Source organism: Streptomyces sp. NBC_00209 (assembly GCF_045206345.1).
Taxonomy (GTDB): domain Bacteria; phylum Actinomycetota; class Actinomycetes; order Streptomycetales; family Streptomycetaceae; genus Streptomyces.
Genome location: NZ_CP108121.1, coordinates 4214749 through 4236091, shown reverse-complemented (window position 1 = coordinate 4236091; position 21343 = coordinate 4214749). Strand labels below are relative to the sequence as shown.

Annotated in this window: 24 protein-coding genes; 9 read left to right on the top strand and 15 right to left on the bottom strand. The window is 71.1% G+C overall.

Annotated features, from left to right (window positions below; all coding sequences use genetic code 11):
• The first annotated feature begins 75 nt into the window (after nucleotides 1-75).
• The 3 genes from OG867_RS19330 to OG867_RS19320 all read left to right on the top strand — a co-directional run bounded on the left by OG867_RS19330 (nucleotide 76) and on the right by OG867_RS19320 (nucleotide 1089).
• Nucleotides 76-510 (top strand): nuclear transport factor 2 family protein, encoded by a 435-nt coding sequence (locus OG867_RS19330; protein WP_406286982.1) that lies wholly within the window; start codon nucleotides 76-78, stop codon nucleotides 508-510.
• A gap of 107 nt (nucleotides 511-617) precedes the next feature.
• A complete protein-coding gene (locus tag OG867_RS19325) occupies nucleotides 618-782 on the top strand; it encodes a hypothetical protein (RefSeq protein ID WP_406286980.1) in 165 nt (54 codons plus the stop codon).
• Nucleotides 783-945: 163 nt separating this feature from the next.
• A complete protein-coding gene (locus OG867_RS19320) occupies nucleotides 946-1089 on the top strand; it encodes a hypothetical protein (RefSeq protein ID WP_406286977.1) in 144 nt (47 codons plus the stop codon).
• Nucleotides 1090-1241: 152 nt separating this feature from the next.
• Here OG867_RS19320 and OG867_RS19315 read toward each other — a convergent pair whose 3' ends face one another.
• Together OG867_RS19315 and OG867_RS19310 are read right to left on the bottom strand one after the other, a co-directional pair.
• Nucleotides 1242-1874, bottom strand: coding sequence for an NAD(P)-dependent oxidoreductase (locus OG867_RS19315; RefSeq protein ID WP_406286974.1), 633 nt, complete (start codon nucleotides 1872-1874; stop codon nucleotides 1242-1244).
• Nucleotides 1871-2776, bottom strand: coding sequence for an EamA family transporter (locus OG867_RS19310; RefSeq protein ID WP_328900585.1), 906 nt, complete (start codon nucleotides 2774-2776; stop codon nucleotides 1871-1873). Before OG867_RS19310 ends, OG867_RS19315 begins: the two co-directional genes overlap by 4 nt.
• A gap of 91 nt (nucleotides 2777-2867) precedes the next feature.
• Between OG867_RS19310 and OG867_RS19305 the strand changes: the two genes are divergently transcribed.
• The gene (locus tag OG867_RS19305; RefSeq protein ID WP_406286971.1) at nucleotides 2868-3746 is read left to right on the top strand and encodes a LysR family transcriptional regulator; all 879 of its coding nucleotides are present in this window, start codon (nucleotides 2868-2870) and stop codon (nucleotides 3744-3746) included.
• A gap of 14 nt (nucleotides 3747-3760) precedes the next feature.
• Here the strand turns inward: OG867_RS19305 and OG867_RS19300 are convergent, their stop codons facing one another.
• From OG867_RS19300 to OG867_RS19290, 3 genes are all read right to left on the bottom strand, one after another.
• Nucleotides 3761-4705: a hypothetical protein gene (locus OG867_RS19300; protein ID WP_406286969.1), complete on the bottom strand. Its 945-nt coding sequence runs from the start codon at nucleotides 4703-4705 to the stop codon at nucleotides 3761-3763.
• Nucleotides 4706-4780: 75 nt separating this feature from the next.
• Entirely contained in the window at nucleotides 4781-5239 is a 459-nt protein-coding gene (locus tag OG867_RS19295; protein WP_406286966.1) for a hypothetical protein, read from the bottom strand.
• Between the two features lie 178 nt (nucleotides 5240-5417).
• Nucleotides 5418-5873 (bottom strand): hypothetical protein, encoded by a 456-nt coding sequence (locus OG867_RS19290; protein ID WP_406286964.1) that lies wholly within the window; start codon nucleotides 5871-5873, stop codon nucleotides 5418-5420.
• 519 nt (nucleotides 5874-6392) lie between these two features.
• On the opposite strand from OG867_RS19290, the gene OG867_RS19285 reads away from it, so the two are divergent.
• From OG867_RS19285 to OG867_RS19275, 3 genes are all read left to right on the top strand, one after another.
• Nucleotides 6393-7496, top strand: a complete 1104-nt coding sequence (locus OG867_RS19285; protein ID WP_406286961.1) for a DUF1996 domain-containing protein — start codon at nucleotides 6393-6395, stop codon at nucleotides 7494-7496.
• Nucleotides 7497-7644: 148 nt separating this feature from the next.
• Nucleotides 7645-9402 carry a discoidin domain-containing protein gene (locus OG867_RS19280; protein WP_406286959.1) on the top strand — a complete coding sequence of 586 codons (1758 nt, stop codon included), beginning with the start codon at nucleotides 7645-7647 and terminating at the stop codon, nucleotides 9400-9402.
• Nucleotides 9403-9421: 19 nt separating this feature from the next.
• Nucleotides 9422-9853, top strand: coding sequence for a DoxX family protein (locus tag OG867_RS19275; protein WP_406291056.1), 432 nt, complete (start codon nucleotides 9422-9424; stop codon nucleotides 9851-9853).
• Nucleotides 9854-9971: 118 nt separating this feature from the next.
• Here OG867_RS19275 and OG867_RS19270 read toward each other — a convergent pair whose 3' ends face one another.
• Nucleotides 9972-10382, bottom strand: a complete 411-nt coding sequence (locus tag OG867_RS19270) for a VOC family protein (protein WP_406286956.1) — start codon at nucleotides 10380-10382, stop codon at nucleotides 9972-9974.
• An 84-nt stretch (nucleotides 10383-10466) separates the two neighbouring features.
• Complete coding sequence (locus tag OG867_RS19265; RefSeq protein WP_406286954.1) at nucleotides 10467-11315, bottom strand: LysR family transcriptional regulator; 849 nt, start codon at nucleotides 11313-11315, stop codon at nucleotides 10467-10469.
• A gap of 103 nt (nucleotides 11316-11418) precedes the next feature.
• On the opposite strand from OG867_RS19265, the gene OG867_RS19260 reads away from it, so the two are divergent.
• Nucleotides 11419-12162: an SDR family oxidoreductase gene (locus tag OG867_RS19260; RefSeq protein ID WP_328900594.1), complete on the top strand. Its 744-nt coding sequence runs from the start codon at nucleotides 11419-11421 to the stop codon at nucleotides 12160-12162.
• 54 nt (nucleotides 12163-12216) lie between these two features.
• Here the strand turns inward: OG867_RS19260 and OG867_RS19255 are convergent, their stop codons facing one another.
• The 7 genes from OG867_RS19255 to OG867_RS19225 all read right to left on the bottom strand — a co-directional run bounded on the left by OG867_RS19255 (nucleotide 12217) and on the right by OG867_RS19225 (nucleotide 18412).
• Nucleotides 12217-13176 (bottom strand): CU044_5270 family protein, encoded by a 960-nt coding sequence (locus OG867_RS19255; protein WP_406286951.1) that lies wholly within the window; start codon nucleotides 13174-13176, stop codon nucleotides 12217-12219.
• Nucleotides 13173-13736: an RNA polymerase sigma factor gene (locus OG867_RS19250; protein ID WP_406286949.1), complete on the bottom strand. Its 564-nt coding sequence runs from the start codon at nucleotides 13734-13736 to the stop codon at nucleotides 13173-13175. Before OG867_RS19250 ends, OG867_RS19255 begins: the two co-directional genes overlap by 4 nt.
• An 84-nt stretch (nucleotides 13737-13820) precedes the next feature.
• Nucleotides 13821-14597 (bottom strand): SDR family NAD(P)-dependent oxidoreductase, encoded by a 777-nt coding sequence (locus OG867_RS19245; protein WP_406286946.1) that lies wholly within the window; start codon nucleotides 14595-14597, stop codon nucleotides 13821-13823.
• A complete protein-coding gene (locus tag OG867_RS19240; protein WP_406291054.1) occupies nucleotides 14594-15754 on the bottom strand; it encodes a serine hydrolase domain-containing protein in 1161 nt (386 codons plus the stop codon). Before OG867_RS19240 ends, OG867_RS19245 begins: the two co-directional genes overlap by 4 nt.
• Before the next feature lie 66 nt (nucleotides 15755-15820).
• The gene (locus OG867_RS19235; RefSeq protein WP_328900598.1) at nucleotides 15821-16594 is read right to left on the bottom strand and encodes an ABC transporter ATP-binding protein; all 774 of its coding nucleotides are present in this window, start codon (nucleotides 16592-16594) and stop codon (nucleotides 15821-15823) included.
• The gene (gene cbiQ, locus OG867_RS19230) at nucleotides 16591-17352 is read right to left on the bottom strand and encodes a cobalt ECF transporter T component CbiQ (RefSeq protein ID WP_328900599.1); all 762 of its coding nucleotides are present in this window, start codon (nucleotides 17350-17352) and stop codon (nucleotides 16591-16593) included. Before cbiQ ends, OG867_RS19235 begins: the two co-directional genes overlap by 4 nt.
• A 1-nt stretch (nucleotide 17353) precedes the next feature.
• Nucleotides 17354-18412, bottom strand: coding sequence for an energy-coupling factor ABC transporter permease (locus OG867_RS19225; protein WP_406286942.1), 1059 nt, complete (start codon nucleotides 18410-18412; stop codon nucleotides 17354-17356).
• A gap of 200 nt (nucleotides 18413-18612) precedes the next feature.
• Here OG867_RS19225 and OG867_RS19220 point away from each other — a divergent pair, with 200 nt between their 5' ends.
• Nucleotides 18613-18969 (top strand): SsgA family sporulation/cell division regulator, encoded by a 357-nt coding sequence (locus tag OG867_RS19220; RefSeq protein WP_328900601.1) that lies wholly within the window; start codon nucleotides 18613-18615, stop codon nucleotides 18967-18969.
• A 137-nt stretch (nucleotides 18970-19106) separates the two neighbouring features.
• Here OG867_RS19220 and OG867_RS19215 read toward each other — a convergent pair whose 3' ends face one another.
• Entirely contained in the window at nucleotides 19107-21335 is a 2229-nt protein-coding gene (locus tag OG867_RS19215; RefSeq protein ID WP_406286940.1) for an MMPL family transporter, read from the bottom strand.
• Nucleotides 21336-21343 lie beyond the last annotated feature (8 nt).

The window sequence follows — 21343 nt, the reverse complement described above, 5'->3', positions numbered from 1 at the left end:
CCTTCTTCCGCCGGTTCGGCTGCCTGCCCATCATGTACTCCGTATCAGATCGCACACCGAACGGAAGGCGGCTCGATGCTCCAGGAACTCACCGACCGCGCTGCGATCGTGGCGGTCGCCACCGCGTACGCGACAGCTCTGGACACCAGGGACTGGGCGGCACTGGGCGCGCTGTTCACGGACGACGCCTGCTGGGAGTACAGCGGTTCGGGAGAACGGCACCGCGGGCCCGCCGCGATCGTGGCCAGGATCAGCGCCGGCCTGGAACGGATCGACGCCACCCAGCACCTGAACGGCAACCACGTCACCGCGCTGCACGCCGAAGAGGCCGAGCACACGTGCTACTACCAGGCCCAGCACGTACGCCACGGACTGTCCGACGGCGCCACGTTCCTCTGCGGGGGCAGATACGACGACCGCCTGCGCCGGACCCCGGACGGCTGGCGTTTCACACACCGCAGGATCACCAACGTCTGGAGCGAGGGAAACCCCTCCGTGCTCACGTCCTGACGCCGGCGGGCCCGGGGCCCTCGGCAGGGCCAGGTGGGATGAGCCCTGTCCCCGGGCGCCCGAGTACGCCAGGATGATCACCGCTTCGTACCAACGGGGGATGTGACATGAAGCGAAGACGTACGACAGGACACACCACGACTCAGGAGATCCCGCCCACGCCGAAGACCTTTGCCCTGGCCGCCACCGTCGTCGGACTGATCGGGGCATTCGCCGTCACGCCCGCGGCATCGGCTGCCGTCCCGGACGAGGGGGGCCGTATCCCGTCGTGACGGTCGACCCCGCGCTGCCCGCCCCCGACGCGGTTCCGTACAACACGCCGGGAGGAACCGAGGTCGACGAATCAGGCGGCAGCGTCTTCACACCGGACGCAAGAACTTCGTCCAGTATCTGTACTCAACGTGCCTGGACGACAGCGCTACCTATGGGCTCCGGGTGCACACGTGCAGCGGCAAGAGCGCCAATAACCACCACCAGATATGGTCCTGGAAGATCGACTACAGCTCCGGCCACGGCCTGCGCCTCCACACATGCAGCATCGCGAGCTTCCGCAATGGCTACCAGACCTGGAGCAAGTGAAGCCGCGGGGTGAACCCCGCCCCCCCTCCCGGGCCGCATGCGACCCGCCCGCACCGGCGAGGGCCTGCGGCCCGCCTTCCCGGCCTCGGCCGCCCCGGCCCCGGACGGCCCATGAGGGCGGGAAGGCGGGCCTGACCCACACCCGGCACCTCTCAGTAGCCCACCGTGAAGTGCCGTCCCCCGTGCGGCCGTTCCAGCTCGTCCAGGACCGCCACCGCCAGGTCCTCGGCCGCGATGCGGGACGTGCCGTCGTCCGCGGTGAGCAGGGTCGTCGTGCCCCGGCGGTACGTGCCCGTGCGGGGGCCCGGTTCGAGGACGGCGGGTGGGCTGAGGTAGGTCCAGTCGGCCCCGTGCGCCCGGCAGGCGGCGAGTTGGGCGGAGCTGGCGGCGGCGACCGTGCGCCATTGCGGCGGTACGTACACGGGGTCGTCCACCACCCGTCGGCCGGGGTGCCCGGGAACCTCCAGCGGGCCCGCGCCGCCGATCACCAGGATGCGCGTCCCGGTCTTCTCCGCCGCGTCGAGCAGAGCGGCCGTCGTCGCCGCGATCGTGTGCTCGCGCCCCACGGGCGGGCGGGTCGCGGCCACCACCGCGTCGGCCCCGTCGAACAGGGCGCACATGGCGTCGGCGTCGTCCGCGTCGCCGGTCACCGGGGTGACCCCGGGCGGCAGGGCGTCCGGCCGGGTGGAGCGGTACACCGCGAGGAGCGCGTGGCCCCGGTGCGCTGCTTCGGTGACGACGCGGGAGCCGGCCATGCCTGCGGCTCCGATGACGGCGATCCTCATCGAGGGGTCCTTTCCAGTACGGGAGTTGAGGTACGGGCGGCGCGCCCGGGAAGCTGGCCCCCGACGATCGAGGCGAGGGCGAGCGCGAAGCCCGTCAGCTGGAGCGGGCCGAGCGTCTGGCCGAGGACGAGCGCGCCCAGGCCGGCCGCGACGAGCGGCGAGAGCAGGCCGAGGACGGCGACCGAGGTCACCGGCAGTGCGCCGATGCCCCGGAACCACAGGGCGTACGTCAGCAGCCCGCCGACCAGGCCCAGCCAGAGGTAGCCGAGCGCGGCGCGGCCGTCGATCGCGGGCGGGGCGCCCTCGGTGAGGAAGGCCACCGGCGCCAGGAAGAGGCCCCCGGCGGTGAGCTGCCAGCCGGTGAAGGCGAGCGGCCCGACGCCCTCGGGCCGCCCCCACCGCTTGGTGAGCGTCACGCCGAGCCCCATCGTCGCGGCCCCGGCGAGGCCCGCGGCCACCCCGGCCGCGTCCAGCTCCGCCCCGGGCCCGACGACCACCAGGCCGACGCCGAGCACCCCCGTAACGCCCCACACCAGAGGCCGTGCGCCCAGGGGTTGGCGGAGGACGGCCACCGCGAGGACGGCGACGACGAGCGGCTGCGCGGCGCCCAGTGTGGCGGCGACGCCGCCCGGCAGCCGCTCCGCCGCGATGAACAGCAGCGGCAGGAAGAGCCCGATGTTGAGCGCCCCGAGCACCGCCGCCTTCCCCCACCAGGCGCCGCGCGGCAGCGTACGGGTGACGGCGAGGGCGATGAGCCCGGCGGGCAGGGCGCGCAGGAGCCCGGCGAACAGCGGGTGTCCGGCGGGCAGGAACTCCGTGGTGACGAGGTAGGTCGTGCCCCACACCGCCGGGGCGAGCGCGGTCAGGGCGGTACGGGGCAGTGCCGTGGGTCGGCTTGTCATGCCTCGAAGTGTCGGCCCGGGCCCATTGATGAGTCCAACACATGTCCGTCACCGCATTGATCTCGATCCGCGATGGATGGACGATGCACCCATGGAGCTCCAGCAGATGCGTTACGTGATCGCCGTGGCCGAGACCAACAGCTTCACCCGGGCCGCCGAGCGGTGTCTCGTCGTGCAGTCGGCCCTGAGCCACCAGATCGCACGCCTGGAAAGGGAGTTGGGCGGGCGGCTCTTCGAGCGGACCACCCGCCGGGTGCGGCTGGCCCCGGCCGGCGAGGCGTTCCTCCCGGCCGCCCGCCAGTGCCTGGAGGCCGCCGAGCGCGCCGCCGCCGAGGTCGCGGCGGCCGTCGGCGAGGTGCGCGGCCGGCTCGCGGTGGGCCTGATCCCGACGGTCACCGCCGTCGACATCCCGGCCGCCCTGGGCGACTTCCGCCGGCGCCACCCCCAGGTCCGCGTCAGCCTGCGCGTGGGCGCCAGCGACGATCTGGTCGAGCAGGTCCGCGAAGGCACCCTCGACGTGGCCTTCCTCGGGCTGCCCGCGACCGCCGTGCCCCGGGGCGTCGGCCGCCACGAACTGGCCCGCGACCGGCTCGTCGCCGTGGTCGCCCCGGACCATCCGCTGGCCGGGGCGCCCTCCGTGGACCTGCGGAGACTCGCCTCGGAGGTGTTCGCGGACTTCCCGGCGGGCACGGCCGGACGCGCCCAGACCGACCAGGCGTTCGCCGCCGCCGGACTCACCCGCGACGTCGCCTTCGAGGTCACCACCGCGGACTACATCGCGAGCCTCGTCACCCCCGGCCTGGCGGTGGCGATGCTGCCACCCGCGTACGCCGCCCAACTCCCCGGCATCGTCGCGATCGAGGTCTCCGACGCCCCGGTCCGCGTCCAGCACATCGCCTGGAGCCGGTCCGGCCGCACACCAGCCGCGACGGCGTTCCTGGGGGCGCTCGGCATCCCCGTGACGGAATGAGGGCCGGACACGCCTCAGTGGCCTGAATTCTTCGCGATGATGGCGTGGACCGTTTTCATCTGCGCAGCATGAGCGCGTTCAAGATCGGCGAGTTCCGTCGCGTGTTTCTTCATCTTGCCCTCCTGAATCGCGGATTCCACTCCCTCCCACACCGCCACGAGACCGACCTTTTCCTTGCACTCCACATCGGTCAGCGCCGCGCGCTTCTCCGTGACGGAGGCAGATTCCCCCTCCGTGAAATCTTCGGCCGGATCCAGCGGAGACGCGTAATCGAAGCCTTCCTTCCGCATGCACACCGACCAGCGCTTGAAGGCGGACACCACCTTGGCGTCAGTCCGGGATTCCTTGAAACTCAAAAGGGAGATCTCTTGCGCGGCCGCCGCGGCGTCGGACTGCTGCGAAGTACCCAGCACCGATCGACTGGCCTCGCCGGTGCACCCGCCGGACGGAACCGGCACCCGTTTTCCACTCACCTCCACGCTTTCCTTGCGCGGGGAACCCTGTTCAGGGTGCAGACTCCCCATCAGAACCAGGATTTCGCGTTCGGACAGGCGCGGACTGTCCCGGACCGGCGGGCGGGGCATGTGGTATCCGGACTCTTTCGCCTCCGTGGCACTCGTGATCCCGTAACGCCGGTCGGGGCCGCGCCCGGAGGAATCGGTCCCGGCGCTCTCGTATCCCAGATGAAACCGGGCCATGCACTGTTCGGTCACTATGCGCTCCGCCTGCGAGATCAGTGCGCTCTCCTCGGCCGAGAAGCTGTAGCGAGAGAGGGGCAAGTGAAACGAAACACCCCCGTCCGCGGTCGGCACAGGCGCATGGGACTCCGATGCGGCCACCTCGCCCCGCGCGCTCACCTGCTGGTGACCCGCACTGCACGAAACCGTCAGAAGGACGCCCGGCAGTGCCGTCAGAAACACCAACCGTTTTACCGCAACAGACTTACCGAGCACTACCATCCCCGATCCCCCACACCAGAAGGGCCCCCGGTACGGCACCGGGGGCCCCGGCTGCTTACGCGACGCCGCGACTGCTCAGAAGGCGTAGCAGCCGGACGGCTTCCAGCTGCTCGGATAGTACGAAGCGTTCTCGTTGTACGTGTTCTTCAGCTTACTGGTCGAGTGATTCGCCGCGAAGGAGTCACACGGCCCCTCACCGTTACTGTTGTAGTAGATAATGCCCCAGTCCCCTTGCGTCGACAGGAACTTGGCAGAAGCCGCGTTGTTCTTCACAGCCGTCCCCTTGCCCGCCCCCGACGTCAGGAACTTGTCCCCGGCGAAGTCGTTGACCTGACCTCCGGCATACGAGACGCTCGACCCCTTCATTCCGCTGTTGTAGTAGAGAACCATGCAGGCTCCGTAGCCCTGGATATCTCCACACTTTGCCACCGGATACGCCGAGGCCGCAGCCGGCGAGGCCAGGGCCAGACCCACACCCATGGCCACAGAAAACGCACCGGCCACCCGGACAATACGCCTGATCTTCGTCACCATATCTCCCATCGAAAAGCATTCTTCGTCGACACGAAACGGCCGCCCCCTCACGCCGTAGCATTTCGGGAGTCTATTCGGCCCGCCCGCCCAGCAGGGGGCTGAGAATTGGCGCGGAACACCATGCCCCAACCACTCTCGCCCGTCGAAGGCGCCACCGTCTGTACAGCGCTGCGGCTGGTCAGAAGGCGTAGCAGCCGGACGGCTTCACGCTTCCGGGGTAGTACGAAGCATTCTCGTTGTACGTGTTCTTCAGCCTGCTCGTAGAGTGGTTCGGTGCGAAAGCATCGCACGGTCCCACGCCATAACTGTTGTAGTAGATCGTGCCCCAGTACCCCACCGTCGTCAGAAACTTGGCAGATGCCGCATTGTTCTTGACCGCGGAACCCTTGCCTGCCCCCGACGTGAGGAACTTGTCTCCGGCGAAGTCACTGCGCTGACCTCCGGAATACGAGACGCTCGACCCCTTCATTTCACTGTTGTAGTAGAGGACCATACAGTGCCCGTTACTTGTCATATTTCCGCAACTTGTCGTCGGATCCGCCGAGGCCGCAGCCGGCGAGGCCAGAGCCAGACCCACACCAATGGCCACAGAAAACGCACTGGCCACCCGCACCATACGCTTGAACTTCGCCACCACATCTCCCATCGGGAATTATTTCCATCGACGCGAAACGGGTAGCCCCCCTCACGCCACAGCAATTCGGTGACACAATAGCCGCCCCCTTTGCATTGGCCAAGAAATTCGCACGCGGGAAATTCTGGCCGAAACTAGCCCGCCGCCGAACACGGCGCCAGTTACGACGTACGCCTGACCTGGATAATTCGTGCGGGAGAGCCCGGCGACAGACACCTGAATGGCCTGATCTCGACCCCCTCGGGTCAGATTCTGACGCAAATACGCCACCCCGCAGCCCGCAGCCCCTCCGCCCGCCGGCCGGCCGCCCCAGGGCGCCCCACCACCGTCCGCCCACCCGCCGCCCGACGGGCACCGCACCCAGCGGGTCGTTAACGAAGTATTGACACGCTCTTGTCAGGAGCGGAACACTCCACAGCGGGAGAGCGCTCTCCAAGAACGACCGCAGTGCTTCCGTCCCTCCCCGGCCGGGCGCCCTCCCTCACCCCACGCTCCCCCACGACGCAGCAGGAGGTCTCCATGCCACGGAGGTCCAGAACGCTCACCGGACTGCTCTTGTTCACCTCGCTGAGCCTGACCACGGCCGGGATCGCCGGGATCGCCGCGACGGCGAACGCGGCACCCGAGACGAGCGCCGCGGCCGCGCACACCGAGCACGCGGCCTACTCGATGCCGGGGATGCCCGGCATGCCGGCGTCCACCCAGGCGTCCGGCGACGACCCGGACGGGGACGGCTACATCATGGCCGACCCGCCGGTCACCGGGGTCACCCCCTCGACGGACGTCCCGCCGACGGCGTACTTCCACGAGTTCCAGGCCAAGTGCGCCCCCACGCACACCGCGCCGGACGACCCGATCGTCTATCCGGGCCAGCCCGGCAAGTCCCACGACCACACGTTCATGGGCAACACCACGACGGACGCGTACACCACCGCCGCCTCGCTGGAGTCGGGCGACACCACGTGCCTGGCGCCCGGTGACAAGTCGGGCTACTGGATGCCGAGTCTGTTCAAGGGGGACACCAAGGTCCTCCCGGACGGCGTCCAGACCATCTACTACAAGTCGGGCGTCACCGACTACCGCAGCGTGCGCCCCTTCCCCAAGGGCCTGCGGTACGTGGTCGGCAGCCCGATGCAGAGCGAGGAGGAGTTCAAGAACCTGAAGGGCACCGTCGAGGGCTGGGAGTGCGGCGAGTCCTTCAAGAACTACAACTTCCCGGCCAGCTGCCCCGACCGCCGGGACGTGCAGCTCAACCTGCGCCTTCAGGCGCCGAGTTGCTGGGACGGCATCCACCTGGACACGCCGGACCACAAGAGCCACATGGCGTATCCGGTCGCGGGCGGAGCCAACTACAACTCCTGCCCGGCGGACCACCCGGTCGCGCTGCCGATGATCGAGTTCAAGATGGCGTGGCCGGTCAACGGTGACATGTCGCAGGTGAAGCTGGCGAGTGGGGCGGGCTTCTCGTTCCACTACGACTTCATGAACGGCTGGGACACCGCCACGCTCGACGCCATGGTCACCCACTGCGTCAAGGGCGGCCTCCAGTGCGACCCGCACGGCTACGACGAGAACCACCCCGACAAGGGTGCGGTGCTCGACGGGAACTACGAACTGCCGTAGCCGGCACCGCGCGCACCCCCCACAGGTCCGGGGCCTTTTTTCGGCCCACACCGGAGAGCGCTCTCCAAGATCGCGGAGGCCCCGGACCGCACGCGCGCGGACCCCTCCCCATCCCCCCAACTCCCCCCACCCGCAAGGAGAGAGACACATGCACCATCCCCCCACCCGTACGACCCGCCGCCTGATCGCGCCCGTAGCGGCGGCCGCCCTCCTCGGCGGCGGGCTCCTCGCCCTCCAGGCACCGGCGGCCCAGGCGGCCGGGAACGTCGTGAAGGTCACCGGTTCACAGGGCGACTGGCAGCTGACCGTGGACGGTTCGCCGTATACGGTCAAGGGCCTCACCTGGGGCCCCTCGGTCGCGGACGCCGGGAAGTACATGCCCGACGTGGCGTCGATGGGCGTCAACACGATCCGCACCTGGGGCACGGACGCCACCAGCAAGCCGCTGTTCGACACGGCGGCGGCCAACGGCGTCAAGGTGATCGCCGGCTTCTGGCTCCAGCCCGGCGGCGGACCCGGCGCCGGCGGCTGCGTCAACTACCTCACGGACACCCAGTACAAGAACGACATGCTCGCCGAGTTCCCGAAGTGGGTCGACACCTACAAGGACAACCCCGGCGTGCTGATGTGGAACGTGGGCAACGAGTCCACGCTCGGGCTTCAGAACTGCTACGGCGGCGATGAGCTGGAGGCCCAGCGCAACGCGTACACCTCCTTCGTCAACGACATCGCGAAGAAGATCCACGAGGTCGACCCGAACCACCCGGTCACCTCCACGGACGCCTGGACCGGCGCCTGGCCGTACTACAAGAAGAACGCCCCGGACCTGGACCTCTACGCGGTCAACTCCTACGACGCGGTCTGCAACGTCAAGTCGGACTGGGAGCAGGGCGGTTACGACAAGCCGTACATCGTTACGGAGACCGGCCCGGCCGGTGAGTGGGAGGTGGACGACGACGCCAACGGCGTCCCGGAGGAGCCCACCGACGCGGCGAAGGCCGAGGGTTACACCAAGGCGTGGGACTGCATCACCGGTCACACCGGGGTGGCCCTGGGCGCCACGATGTTCCACTACGGCACCGAGGACGACTTCGGCGGCGTGTGGTTCAACCTGCTGCCGGGCGGCGAGAAGCGGCTCTCGTACTACGCGGTGAAGAAGGCGTACGGCGCGGACACCTCCGGTGACAACACCCCGCCGGTGATCTCCGACATGACTGTGGACAACGCCACCGAGGGTGTCCCCACCGGCTCCGACGTGCGCGTCAGCACGCACACCACGGACCCGGACGGCGACGCGATCACGTACCAGGTCCTCTTCAGCAGCAACTACATCGATGAGAACAAGGCACTGGTCCCCGCCGAGACCACGGACAACGGCGACGGCACGCTGACCGCGAAGGCGCCGAGCAAGACGGGCGTCTACAAGGTCTACGTGAAGGCCACGGACGGCCACGGCAACGTGGGCATCGAGACCAAGTCCCTCAAGGTGATCCCGCCGAAGGTGGACGGCACCAACGTCTCCCAGGGCAAGCCGGCCACGGCATCCTCCTTCCAGACGGACCCGACCGGCGGCTGCCCGTGCGGCGCGGACAACGCGGTGGACGGCACGTTCGACACCCGCTGGGCCAGTGACTGGAGCGACCCGCAGTGGCTCCAGGTCGACCTGGGCGCCTCCACGGCCATCAAGCACGTGCAGCTGGCGTGGGACCCGGCGTACGCCAAGGGCTACGAGATCCAGACGTCGGAGGACGGCCAGAACTGGACGACGGTCAAGACCGTGACCGACGGCAACGGCGACATCGACGACCTCGACGTCTCCGGCACCGGCCGCTACGTCCGCGTCAACGGCACGGCACGCGGCTCGGGCTACGGCTACTCGCTCTACGAGTTCGGCATCTACAGCTGACCGGAGGACGGCACTCATGATGATCACCCACCTGGACCGCGCCCGGCCCTACGTGCTCGGCCTGTTCCGCATCGTCATCGGGTCGCTGTTCACCTGCCACGGCATCGCCTCGCTCTTCGGCGTGCTGGGCCGCGACACCCTCCCGGCGGGCACCTGGCCCGGCTGGTACGCGGCCGTCATCCAGCTCGTCACCGGCCTCCTGGTGACCCTCGGCCTCGGCACACGCACGGCCGCCTTCCTGGGCTCCGGCTCCATGGCCTTCGCGTACTTCGACGTCCACCAGCCGGCGGCCCTGCTCCCCATGGAGAACGGCGGCGAACCCGCTGCCCTCTTCTGCTGGACGCTCCTGCTCCTGACCGTCACGGGCCCGGGCTCCTTCGCGGTGACCCGCGTGTTCGCCCCGCGCCCGACGGCCCAGCAGCGGGAACCCCACCTCGGCGTCCCCGTTTGAGGGAACGGCAACGCCGCGACCGGCCCCCCTGGGACTGTCCCCGGGGGGCCGGGCGGCGTTGGGGGGCGGCCCGGGGAGGGAGAAGCCGCGCCAACCGCTACTGCTGGGGCGCGACAGGCTAGCCGCGCTCGGGCCAGACCGGGCCCTGGTCGGTCCAGGTGACGCCCTTGTTGCGGCACAGGCAGAAGGGGTGGCCGATCGGGTCGGTGTAGACCTGCCAGCCGTAGCCGTTGGGGCCGATGAAGTCCTGCCTGAGCTTCGCGCCGAGGTCGAGGACGCGGCGCTGCTCCGACTCGAACTCGTCCACTTCGAAGTCGAGGTGGAACTGCTTGGGGTGCTCGCTGTCGGGCCACTGCGGAGCGCGGTAGTCGGCCACCCGGATGAACGCCAGCTCGATCTCGCCGAACTGGATGCCGGCCCAGTCCTCGGAGCTGCCTTCCTTCACCGGACGGCCCGTGACCTCGGAGTAGAAGGCCGCCAGCTTCATCGTGTCCGGGCAGTCGATGATGAAATCGGTGAGTCGCAGCATCCCGCGATCTTGGCACAAGGTCACACCCGACTTCGAGAGCAGGAGGCCCCCAAGGGGCGCTCGGCGTTCCAGGTACGGGCCCCGTCACAGCGCCGTGGCCGCGCGGACCAAGCCCGCGACCGCTGTTGAGCGGCTGTGTGGGGGCCAGGCGATGACCGTCGTGACGCGAGGGCTGTCGAGGACGGGAACGGCGACCAGGCCCTCGTGGAGGCTGGGGCGGATGGAGTCCGGGACGATCGCGCAGGCACGGCCCAGGGCGATGAGCTGGGTGAGCTGGGTGTGGTCGCGGACCTTGGGGCCGGGGCCGTCCGGGAAGGTGCCGTCGGGGCGGGGCCAGCGCGGGAGGGGGAGGTCGGGGAGGGCGGTGACCTCGGCGAGGCTCAGGCGGGGGCGGGTGGCGAGGGGGTGGGCCGCCGGGAGGACCGCGACCTGGCCCTCCGTGTGCAGGTCCTCGGTGTCGAAGCCGGCCAGGTCGTCGAACGGCCGGTGCAGCAGGGCCACGTCGGCCCGGCCGTCGCGCAGCACGCCCGCCTGCTCGCCCGGCCCGCACAGCAGGACGTCCACGGCGACGGCACCGGGCTCGGCGGCGTAGGCGTCGAGGAGCTTGGCCAGCAGTTCGCCGGAGGCGCCCGCCTTCGCGGCGAGGATCACCGCGGGGTGACCGGCCGCGGTGAGGGCGGCCCGGCGGGTACGGCGCTCGGCGGCCTCGACCGCGTCCAGCGCCGCCCGCGCCTCCCGCAGCAGCACAGCCCCGGCCCCGGTCAGAGTGACGCCCCGGCTGCCACGCTCCAGGAGGAGCGCGCCCAGCCGCCGCTCAAGGCCGCCGATCGCCCGCGACAGCGGGGGCTGGGCGATCCCGAGCCGTTGCGCGGCCCGGCCGAAGTGCAGCTCCTCGGCGACCGCGACGAAGTACCGCAGTTCACGTGTCTCCACACCACCAGCTTAACGGGCCTCACCTGGAGCGATACCCGGACGGTATCGCCGCCCACCCGGTCGGTCTTGGACGCCCCGTCCGGTGAGGAGAAACATCGGAGACATGACTGAGACGAAGACTTTGAACCACCCCAAGGTCGCGCTGGTGACCGGGGCCAACAAGGGCATCGGGTACGAGATCGCCGCCGGGCTCGGCGCGCTCGGCTGGACCGTCGGCGTCGGCGCGCGGGACGAGGAGCGGCGCGAGGCCGCCGTGGCCGAGCTGCGCGCGGCGGGGGCGGACGCGTTCGGCGTACCGCTGGACGTGACCGACGACGCGAGCGTGGCCGCGGCGGCGCGGCTGGTGGAGGAGCGCGCCGGGCGGCTCGACGCGCTCGTCAACAACGCGGCGATCACCGGCGGCCACCCCCAGGAGCCCACCACGGTCGACGTGGACCGGGTGCGGGCGGCCGTGGAGACCAACGTGATCGGCGTCATCCGCGTCACCAACGCCCTGCTCCCGCTGCTGCGCCGCTCACCGTCGCCGCGCATCGTGAACGTGTCCAGCAGCGTCGGCTCCCTCACGCTCCAGACCACCCCGGGCGCCGAGACCGGCCCGATCTCCGTCGCCTACGCGCCGTCCAAGACGTTCCTCAACGCCGTGACCGTGCAGTACGCGAAGGAGCTGGCCGACACGTCCATCCTGATCAACGCCGTCTGCCCCGGCTTCACCGCGACCGACCTCAACGGCTTCCGCGGGACGCGCACCCCGCAGCAGGGCGCGACCGCCGCGATCCAGCTGGCCACCGTGGAGGACGACGGCCCGACCGGCCGCTTCTTCAGCGACGAGGGGGAGATCCCCTGGTAACGCGTTTCCGGTGCGGGTCGTCGTGGGGCGCGCCGGGGTGTTCTGACGCGTCCCTCAGCCCGTGGTCTTCGCCGGGCCCGCGAACAGGTACGTGTCGCGCTGCGAGATGTGGCCGGGCTTGCTTCCGGGCTCCATATTGCGTTCGAGGAGGCGGCCGGTGGACGGTTGGACGATCCAGTTCGGGTTGTGGTCACTGTGGACGGGCCACTTCTCCTTCCACTTCCAGGAGATCTGCGTGCCCGTGCGGCCTGTGCCGTCCTTGACGCCCTCCTTCACCACAGCACCGGGCGTGGCCGCGAGCACCCGGTAGAGCGCCGCCCTCAGCTTCGGCGAAACGGGGGCGTCGGTCAGCAGGTCGCCTGCCTGCCGTACGGTCTGCTCGGCGGCGGAGCCCTTCGCGCCGGCCGCGAGGGCACGGCGCAGGGCGTCGGGGCGGGTGGGCAGGGTGTACAGGTCGTCCCAGGCCACCTGTCCGGCGCCGACGGGCCAACTGGCCCCGTTCGGGTTCTCCTTGATGACCGTGCGGCCGTTTTGCGTCTTGATGACGACTTTGTCGCGCGCCAGGTAGGTGTCGTCGGTGTGGGCCTTGTCGCCCTCGACCCAGGTCCGGATGGTCGTCTTCCAGTACGCCTCGGTCAGCTTCTGCGCGTTGACCGCGCCGGTGATCGTCTGCCCGTTGGCCACGTCGGAGAGGGTGATGTCGGCCATGGCGGTGAATACCTCCGACGCCGACGCGCTGGCCGCCGGGCCGTCGCCGCCGAGGTCGGTGACCGGAACGATCGCCGCGCCCACCGCGATGGCCGCGACCGCCGCCGCGAGGGCGAACACCCGGCGGCGTCCGAACCGGGGCCTGAGCACCCGGGCGGGTGCGGCGTCCGCCGTGATCGCGTCCAGGATCAGCGAGTGGGCGCGGGCCTGGACCGCCGGGTCGAGGGGTTCGGTGCGGCCGGCGCGTTCCAGGGCGGCGGCGCCGGGGAAGTCCATCAGGTCCGTGGGGTGGTTCTCGTGCGTCATGCGAAGTCTCCCGTCAGGGTCGTACGGGCGGAGCCGGTCAGTCCGTCGCGCAGTCGGGCGCGGGCCCGGTGCAGGCGGGAACGGGCTGTTCCGGCGGGTATGCCGACGGCGGCGGCCGCCTCGGCGGGGGTCAGCTGCTCCCAGGCCACGAGCAGCAGCAGCTCGCGCTCCGCGGAAGGGAGTTCGGCGAGCCTGCGGCGCAGCTCCGGGGCGACGGACGCGGCGTCCAGCCGCTGGTCGACGGCCTGCCAGGGGTCGGCCGTCGTGGCGTCGAGCTGCTGCTCGTCGCGGGCCGCGGCGCGCGCCACGGTCTGCCGGTGGCGGGAGAGCACGTTGCGGGCGACGCCGAACAGCCAGCCCCGGGCGGAGCCGCGCGTGGCGTCGAACGTCGCGCGGTGGGCGTACGCCTGGAGCCACGCCTCGGAGAGCAGGTCGTCGGCGGCGGCCGGGGCACGGCGTACGAGGTAGCCGTGGAGGGCGGCCGAGTGGCGGGCGACCAGCGGCTCGAAGGCGGTGGGTTCCCGTGCGGAACGGGCGAGCAGGTCCTCGTCCGGGTCCATGAAGTCTCCTGTCCCGGACCGCCGGGCGGCGGTCTCACCCGGTACTTGCACAGGAGAACCTCAGGCGTTCGCGGGCGGCCCCGGCTACTCCGAAACCGCCGCCCGGAACCCCGTGTTGACCGCCGTGAGCCCTCCGTCCACGCACAGCGACGTGCCCGTGATCCACTCCGCGTCCGACGACGCGAGGAACGCCACCGCCTTCGCGATGTCCTCCGGTTCGCCGACCCTGCCCAGCGGGTACAGCGGGGTGATCCGGTCCAGTTCGGCCTCGCGGCCCGCCCAGGCGTCGGTGCGGATCGTGCCGGGGACGACGAGGTTGGCGCGGACGCCGCGCGGGCCCGCGTGGCCGGCGAGGGTGCGGGTGAGGCTGGCCAGGCCCGCCTTCGCCGCGCTGTAGGCGTGGTTGCCGAAGTCCTGTATGCCGTTGACGGAGCCGATGGAGACGATCGCGCCCCGCCCGGACACGGCGAGGTGCGGCATCGCGGCGCGCGCGCAGCGGTAGGCGCCGCCCAGCGAGACGTCGAGGTCGCGGTGCCAGGTCTCGTCCGGCTCGTCCTCGAAGAGCGTGCTGTCCAGGCTGCACGCGTACGCGTTGTTGACGAGGACGTCGAGCCCGCCGAAGGTCTCCACGGCGTACGCCACCGCCGCCTCGACCGCCGCCCGGTCCGCCACGTCGCAGACCAGCGCCTCGGCCACGAGCCCGTCCGCCCGGATCTCCGCCGCGACGGCCTCCGCCCGGCCGCCGTCCAGATCGGTGACGAGGACGCGGGCGCCCTCGGCGGCCAGCAGGCGGGCGGTGGCGGCGCCGATGCCCCGGCCCGCACCGGTGATGAGGACGGCGTATCCATCGAAGCGAGTCATAGCGCCGACCGTACCGCCCGCACCAACGCCTGGGCCCGGGGGTCCGCTGTAACTCCCTTCTGGAGCCCGTTCGTCACGTACCCGAAGGCGATCCCCGACTCCGGGTCCGCGAAGCCCAGCGAGCCGCCCCGGCCGGGGTGTCCGAAGGAGCCGGGCGCGAGGAGCGGGCTCGACGGGCCGTGGAGCATGTAGCCCAGGCCGAACCGGGTGTTGACGACGAGTACCTGGTCCGGGCCCGCCGACTCCTCGGTGCGCGCGAGCGTCAGGGTCGCCGGGGCGAACAGCCGCTGGCCGTCGACCGGGCCGATCATCGCGGCATAGCAGCGGGCCAGGCCGCGCGCGGTCGCGGTGCCGTTGGACGCGGGGAGTTCGGCGGCCCGGTAGCCGGGGTCGTTCTCGTCGGGCAGCGGGTCGATCGCGCCGAACGCCCGCCGGGTCAGCGACTCCGGGTCGCGGTAGGCGTCCACCACCGACCGCTTCGGGCGCATCCGCAGCGCCCCGGTGTTCTCGGCGGCCGGCGGCTCGACGGGCCCGATCCGGCCGACCCGGTGGGCCTCGTCCTCGGGGATGCCGAACCAGAAGTCGAGGCCGAGCGGGCGGGCGATCTCCTCGGCGACCCAGCGGCCGACGGTGCGCCCGGTGACGCGGCGTACGAGTTCGCCGATGAGCCAGCTGTAGGTCTGCGCGTGGTAGCCGTGCGCGGTGCCGGGCTCCCAGGCCGGGGCCTGGGCGGCGACGGCGTGCGCCCCGCTCACCCCGTCCGCGGCCTCCTCCGGGGTCAGCGGCCGGTCCAGGGCCGGGACGCCGGCCCGGTGGGCGAGGAGGTCGCGGACGAGGACGCGCTCCTTGCCGTTCGCCTTGAACTCCGGCCAGTACGTGGAGACCGGGGCGTGCAGGTCGATCTGGCCGCGCTGGTGGAGCAGCAGCGGGACGGCGGCGGCGATGCCCTTGCCGGCCGAGCGGACGACCTGGACGGTGTCGACGGCCCAGGGTTCGGTGCCGTCCACGTCTCTGGTGCCGGCCCACAGGTCGACCACCTTGCGCCCGTGCCGGTAGACGGCGACCGCCGCGCCCCGGTCCCCGCGCTGCTCGAAGTTACGGACGAACGCGTCCCGGACCGCTTCGAATCCGGGCGCCGCCGTACCCCGTACGTCCACGCCTGCTGCCGCACTCCCGCTCATCCCCCCATGGTGCACGGCACCGCAGGTGGGGGGTGGGGCGGGTCACCCGGAATTCACCGTCACGGAACGCGGGTCGAAGCCGAAGGGGAGTTCCAGCCGGTGGGCGCGCATCAGGGGCTCGTCGCACAGGAGGTCCTGGGTGCGGTCGTCGGCGGCGATGACCCCGTCGCTGAGGATCACCGCGCGGGCGCAGAGCTCCAGCGCGTACGGCAGGTCGTGCGTGACCATCAGGACGGTGACGTCCAGGGAGCGCAGGATGTCGGCGAGTTCGCGCCGGGACGCCGGGTCCAGGTTGGAGGAGGGCTCGTCCAGGACGAGGATCTCCGGGCGCATGGCGAGGACCGTGGCGACGGCGACGCGGCGGCGCTGCCCGAAGGAGAGGTGGTGCGGCGGCCTGCCCGCGTACTCCTCCATGCCGACCTGCTTCAGCGCCTCCATGACCCGTTCCTCCAGCTCCGCGCCGCGCAGTCCCCCGGCGGCGGGTCCGAAGGCGACGTCCTCGCGGACGGTGGGCATGAAGAGCTGGTCGTCGGGGTCCTGGAAGACGATGCCGACGCGGCGGCGGATCTCGGCCATGTTCCGCTTGTCGACCGGCATCCCGGCGACGCGCACCGACCCGGCGCCCGCCTCCAGGATGCCGTTGAGGTGGAGGACCAGGGTCGTCTTGCCGGCGCCGTTCGGGCCGAGCAGGGCGACGCGTTCGCCGCGTCCGACGGTCAGGTCGACGCCGAAGAGCGCCTGGTGGCCGTCGGGATACGCGTAGGCGAGGCCGCTGACCTCCAGGGAGGGCGGTACGGGGGCGGGGTCGGGGCTCATGCGGTCCATCCCACCAGACACACGGCGAGGGCGAGCACCGGGAGGGCGGAGGCGTACGCCCACTGGGTGCGGGATGCGGTCACCTGGTCGATGACGGGCATGGTGCCCGCGTAGCCCCGGCTGACCATGGCGAGGTGGACGCGTTCGCCGCGTTCGTAGGAGCGGATGAACAGGGCCCCGGCCGACTTGGCGAGGACGCCCCAGTGCCGTATGCCGCGCGCCTCGAAGCCGCGGGAGCGGCGGGCGATGGACATGCGGCGCATCTCGTCGGTGATGACGTCGCCGTACCGGATCATGAAGGAGGCGATCTGGACGAGCAGCGGCGGCAGCTTGAGGCGCTGGAGGCCGAGCAGCAGTTCGCGCAGCTCGGTGGTGGAGGCGAGCAGCACGGAGGCGGCGACGCCGAGCGTGCCCTTGGCCAGCACGTTCCAGGCGCCCCAGAGGCCGGGGACGCTGACGGAGAGGCCGAGGACGTGGGTCTGCTCGCCGGGCACGACGAACGGCATGAGCAGCGCGAACGCGACGAACGGCACCTCGATCAGCAGCCGCTTGAGCAGGAAGCCGGCCGGGATGCGGGCGAGCGCGGTGACGCCCGCGATGAGGAGCGCGTAGAGCCCGAAGGCCCAGACGGCCTCGCGCGGGGTGGAGACGACGACCACGACGAAGCAGAACACGGCGGCGAGCTTGCAGTGCGGCGGCAGGTCGTGGACCGGTGAGTGTCCGTGCCGGTAGAGCTTGTGCGCGTGGCCGGCGCCCATGTCAGACCTTCTCCTCGGTACGGGTGTCGGCCTCGCCCTGCGTACGGCGTCGGCGGGAGACCACGTAGAAGGCTCCGCTGCCCGCGACGAGGGTGGCGCCGACGCCGATGATCCCGGCGAGGCCGCCGGAGAGCCGGGTGTTGGAGACGTCCTTGACGCCGTAGTCGGCGAGCGGGGAGTCCGCGGTGGCGTGCTCCTTGGCCTCCTTGTCGATGCCCTGGTCGGTGGCGACCTTCTCCAGGCCGTCCGGGTTGGCGGAGGCGTAGAAGGAGACGAACCCGGCGAGCACGAGGGCGGTGACCAGGCCGGTGACCCAGAGGCCGCGGGTCGGACGGTGCGCGGCGGGGGCGGGCTCGCGCACCGGCGCCGGGGCGTCGACCAGTTCGCCGTCGACGCGGAGCTTGAGCGGGGCGGCGAGGCCCTTCGCACCGTGGACCAGGTCGGGGCGGACGGCGAGGACGGCGCCGACGGTGAGCGCGGTGATCACGGCCTCGCCGATGCCGATGAGGACGTGCACGCCGACCATGGCGGTGAAGACCTTGCCGATCGGGATGTCGGTGGTCCCGCCGATCCAGTACATCAGCGTGAAGGCGCAGGCGGCGGCCGGTACGGAGGCCAGCGCGGCGACGAAGGAGGCGGCGGTCATCGAGCGGCGGGTGCGCGGCAGCACGCCGACCAGGCCGCGGAAGAGGGCGTACGCGACGACGGTGGTGACGACGCCCATGTCGAGGACGTTGACGCCGAGCGCGGTGAGGCCGCCGTCGGCGAAGAGGATGCCCTGCATCAGCAGGACGACGGATATGCAGAGCACGCCCGTATACGGCCCGACGAGGATCGCCGCGAGCGCCCCGCCGAGCAGATGGCCGCTGGTGCCGGCGGCGACGGGGAAGTTCAGCATCTGCACGGCGAAGATGAAGGCGGCGACGAGCCCGGCCAGCGGGGCGGTACGTTCATCGAGCTCGCGCCGGGCCCCCTTCAGGCTGACGGCCACGGCACCGGCGGCGACGACGCCCGCGACGGCGGAGACGGGTGCGTTGATGAATCCGTCGGGTACATGCATGGGGGGAGGCTCCGCTTCCTGCGTTCTCGCGTTGCTGCGCCGGGTGCGCGGGGTCGTGAACCTCTCAATGATAGGACCTTGTTGCGAAGCATTCGCAAGAGCGCGTCCACCACAACTGCATACGGCTCCCCTAGTGCCCTTTACGTAAAATATGGGACATTAGATAACAAAGTTGCAGAAGCAGGATGGAGAGACGGCCCATGTCCCCCGTGATCCATGACCATGCCCGTGCCCGGCTCGTCACCGACGCCCGCGACCTGCCCGTCGTCCCGGTCGAGCTGCGGTTCGACGGCGCGGACTCCCCCGCGACGGTCCGCATCGCCTACCCGGGCGGCACGGAGTGGGCCGTCGACCGCGAACTCCTGGAACGCGGGCTGCGCTACCCGGTCGAGCAGGACGGCTGGCGGATATGGCCGTGCGGCAGGGTCCAGGTGGTCGTGGAGCGGCACGACTCGGCCGGCGTCGACGTCGTCCAGTTCGACTGCGCCCCGATGGTCCGCTTCCTGCGGCGTACGCATCAGGAGGCCGACGCTCCCCCCGCCGCCGCGCGCACCTGAGCGGACGACGCAGAGAGCCCCCGTGCACACCGTGCACGGGGGCTCTCGCCGCCCCGGCCCCCCGTCCCCACAGGTAACCCGGGCTCCCGGGGCCGCGCACCACTCGGACGCAGCCCCGGAGTCTCGGTCCGCGCGGCTCACACGCGGATCAGCTCACGCTCCCCGCCGGACTCCGGCCCCACGTCGCCGGACGACGGCTCGTCCAGGTCCTTGCGCAGGCCCTCGCCCTCGACGTCCACGTTGGGCAGCGCGCGGTCCAGCCAGCGCGGCAGCCACCAGGCGCGCTTGCCGAGCAGCGCCAGGACGGCGGGCACGATCGCCATGCGGACGACGAACGCGTCGAAGAAGACGGCGATGGCGAGCGAGAAGCCGATCATCTTGATCATCTGCTCGCTGGAGCCGATGAAGCCGGAGAAGACCGCGATCATGATCACGGCGGCGGCCGTGACGACCCGCGCCCCGTGCCTGAAGCCGGTGACGATGGCCTGGCCGGGCTTCTCGCCGTGGACGTACGCCTCACGCATCCGCGTGACGAGGAAGACCTCGTAGTCCATCGCGAGGCCGAAGACCACGCCCACCATGAAGATCGGCATCATCGACATGATCGGACCGGTCTGCTCGACCCCGAAGAGCGAGCCGAGCCAGCCCCACTGGAAGACCGCGACGACCGCGCCCAGGGCCGCGACGACCGAGAGCAGGAAGCCGAGCGCCGCCTTCAGCGGCACCAGCACCGAGCGGAAGACCACCATCAGCAGCAGGAAGGCGAGGCCGACCACGAGCGCCAGGTAGGGCAGCAGCGCGTCGTTCATCTTCTGCGAGAAGTCGATGTTCATCGCGGTGGAGCCGGTGACCAGCACCTCGGCGCCGGTGTCGGACGTGATGTCCTTGCCCGCGTCGCGGATCGCGTGGACCACGTTCTCCGTCTCGACGGAGCTCGGGCGGTCCTTCGGGACGACGGTGATCATCGCCGCGTCGCCGGCCTTGTTGAACGTGGCCGGGGTGACGGCGACGACGCCCTTGATCCCGGCGATCTCGTCGCCGACCCGCTTGGCCGCGGCCTTGCCGTCCGCGCTGTCCTCGGTGTCCACGACGACGAGCAGCGGCCCGTTGAAGCCGGGGCCGAAGCCGTCGGAGAGCAGGTCGTAGGCGCGGCGCTGGGTGGTGCTGGTGGGCTGGGAGCCGTCGTCCGGCAGGCCCATCTCCAGCGAGGCGGCCGGTACGGCGATGGCGCCGAGGCCCAGGACGCCGACGAGCAGCACCCAGACCGGCTTGCGCAGCACGAACCGGGCCCAGCGGGTGCCCATGTTCGGCTTCGCCTCGGGCTTGTTCTCCGCTTCGGCGGCCTTGCGCGCCTTGCGCCCCACGACGCGCTTGCCCACGAAGCCCAGCAGGGCCGGGACGAGGGTGAGGGCGATGAGGACGGCGATGGCGACCGTGCCGGCCGCGGCGAAGCCCATCTTGGAGAGCATCGGGATGTTGACGACGGCCAGGCCGACGAGGGCGATGACCACGGTGAGCCCGGCGAAGACGACCGCGGACCCGGCCGTGCCGACCGCCCGGCCCGCCGCCTCCTCGCGTTCCCGGCCCTCGGCCAGCTCGGCGCGGTAGCGGGAGACGATGAACAGCGCGTAGTCGATGCCGACGGCGAGGCCGATCATCATCGCGAGCGTGGAGGTGGTGGAGCCCAGGTCGAGCACGTTGGCCAGGGCGGTGATCGTGGAGACCCCGATGCCGACGCCGATCAGAGCGGTGAGCAGCGGGAGCCCGGCCGCGATGAGCGAGCCGAAGGTGATGACGAGGACCACGGCGGCCAGCGCGATGCCGATGACCTCGGTGGCACCGGTCTCCGGCATCACCTGGAGCGCGTCACCGCCGATCTCGACGGTCATCCCGCTCTTCTGGGCGTGGGTGCCGGCGTCCTCCAGCGCGTCCCGGGTCGCGTCGGTCAGCTCCATCGAGTTGACCTTGTACGACACCGAGATGTACGCGGTGGAGCCGTTCTTGGAGACGGCCTTGCCGGTGTACGGGTCGGTGACGGAGGCGATCTGGTCGGAGCCTTCCTTCAGCTCCCGGGTGATCTTGTTGACCTCGGCCTTGTTGGCCGCGTCCGTCATCTTCTCGTGCTCGGGGGCCTTGAAGACGATGCGCGCGGTGGCGCCGTCCGCACTGGCGGCCGGGAAGCGCTGTTCCAGCAGGTCGAAAGCCTTCTGGGCCTCCGTACCGGGGATGGAGAAGGAGCTGGAGGTCGCGGTGGCTGCGGAGGACGCGCCGAACCCGGCGAGCGCCAGCAGTGCCACCCAGATCAGGGCGACATAGCGGCGGCGCCGGAAGGCGAGCCGTCCGAGCTTGTAGAGGAATGTGGCCACGGAGGCGT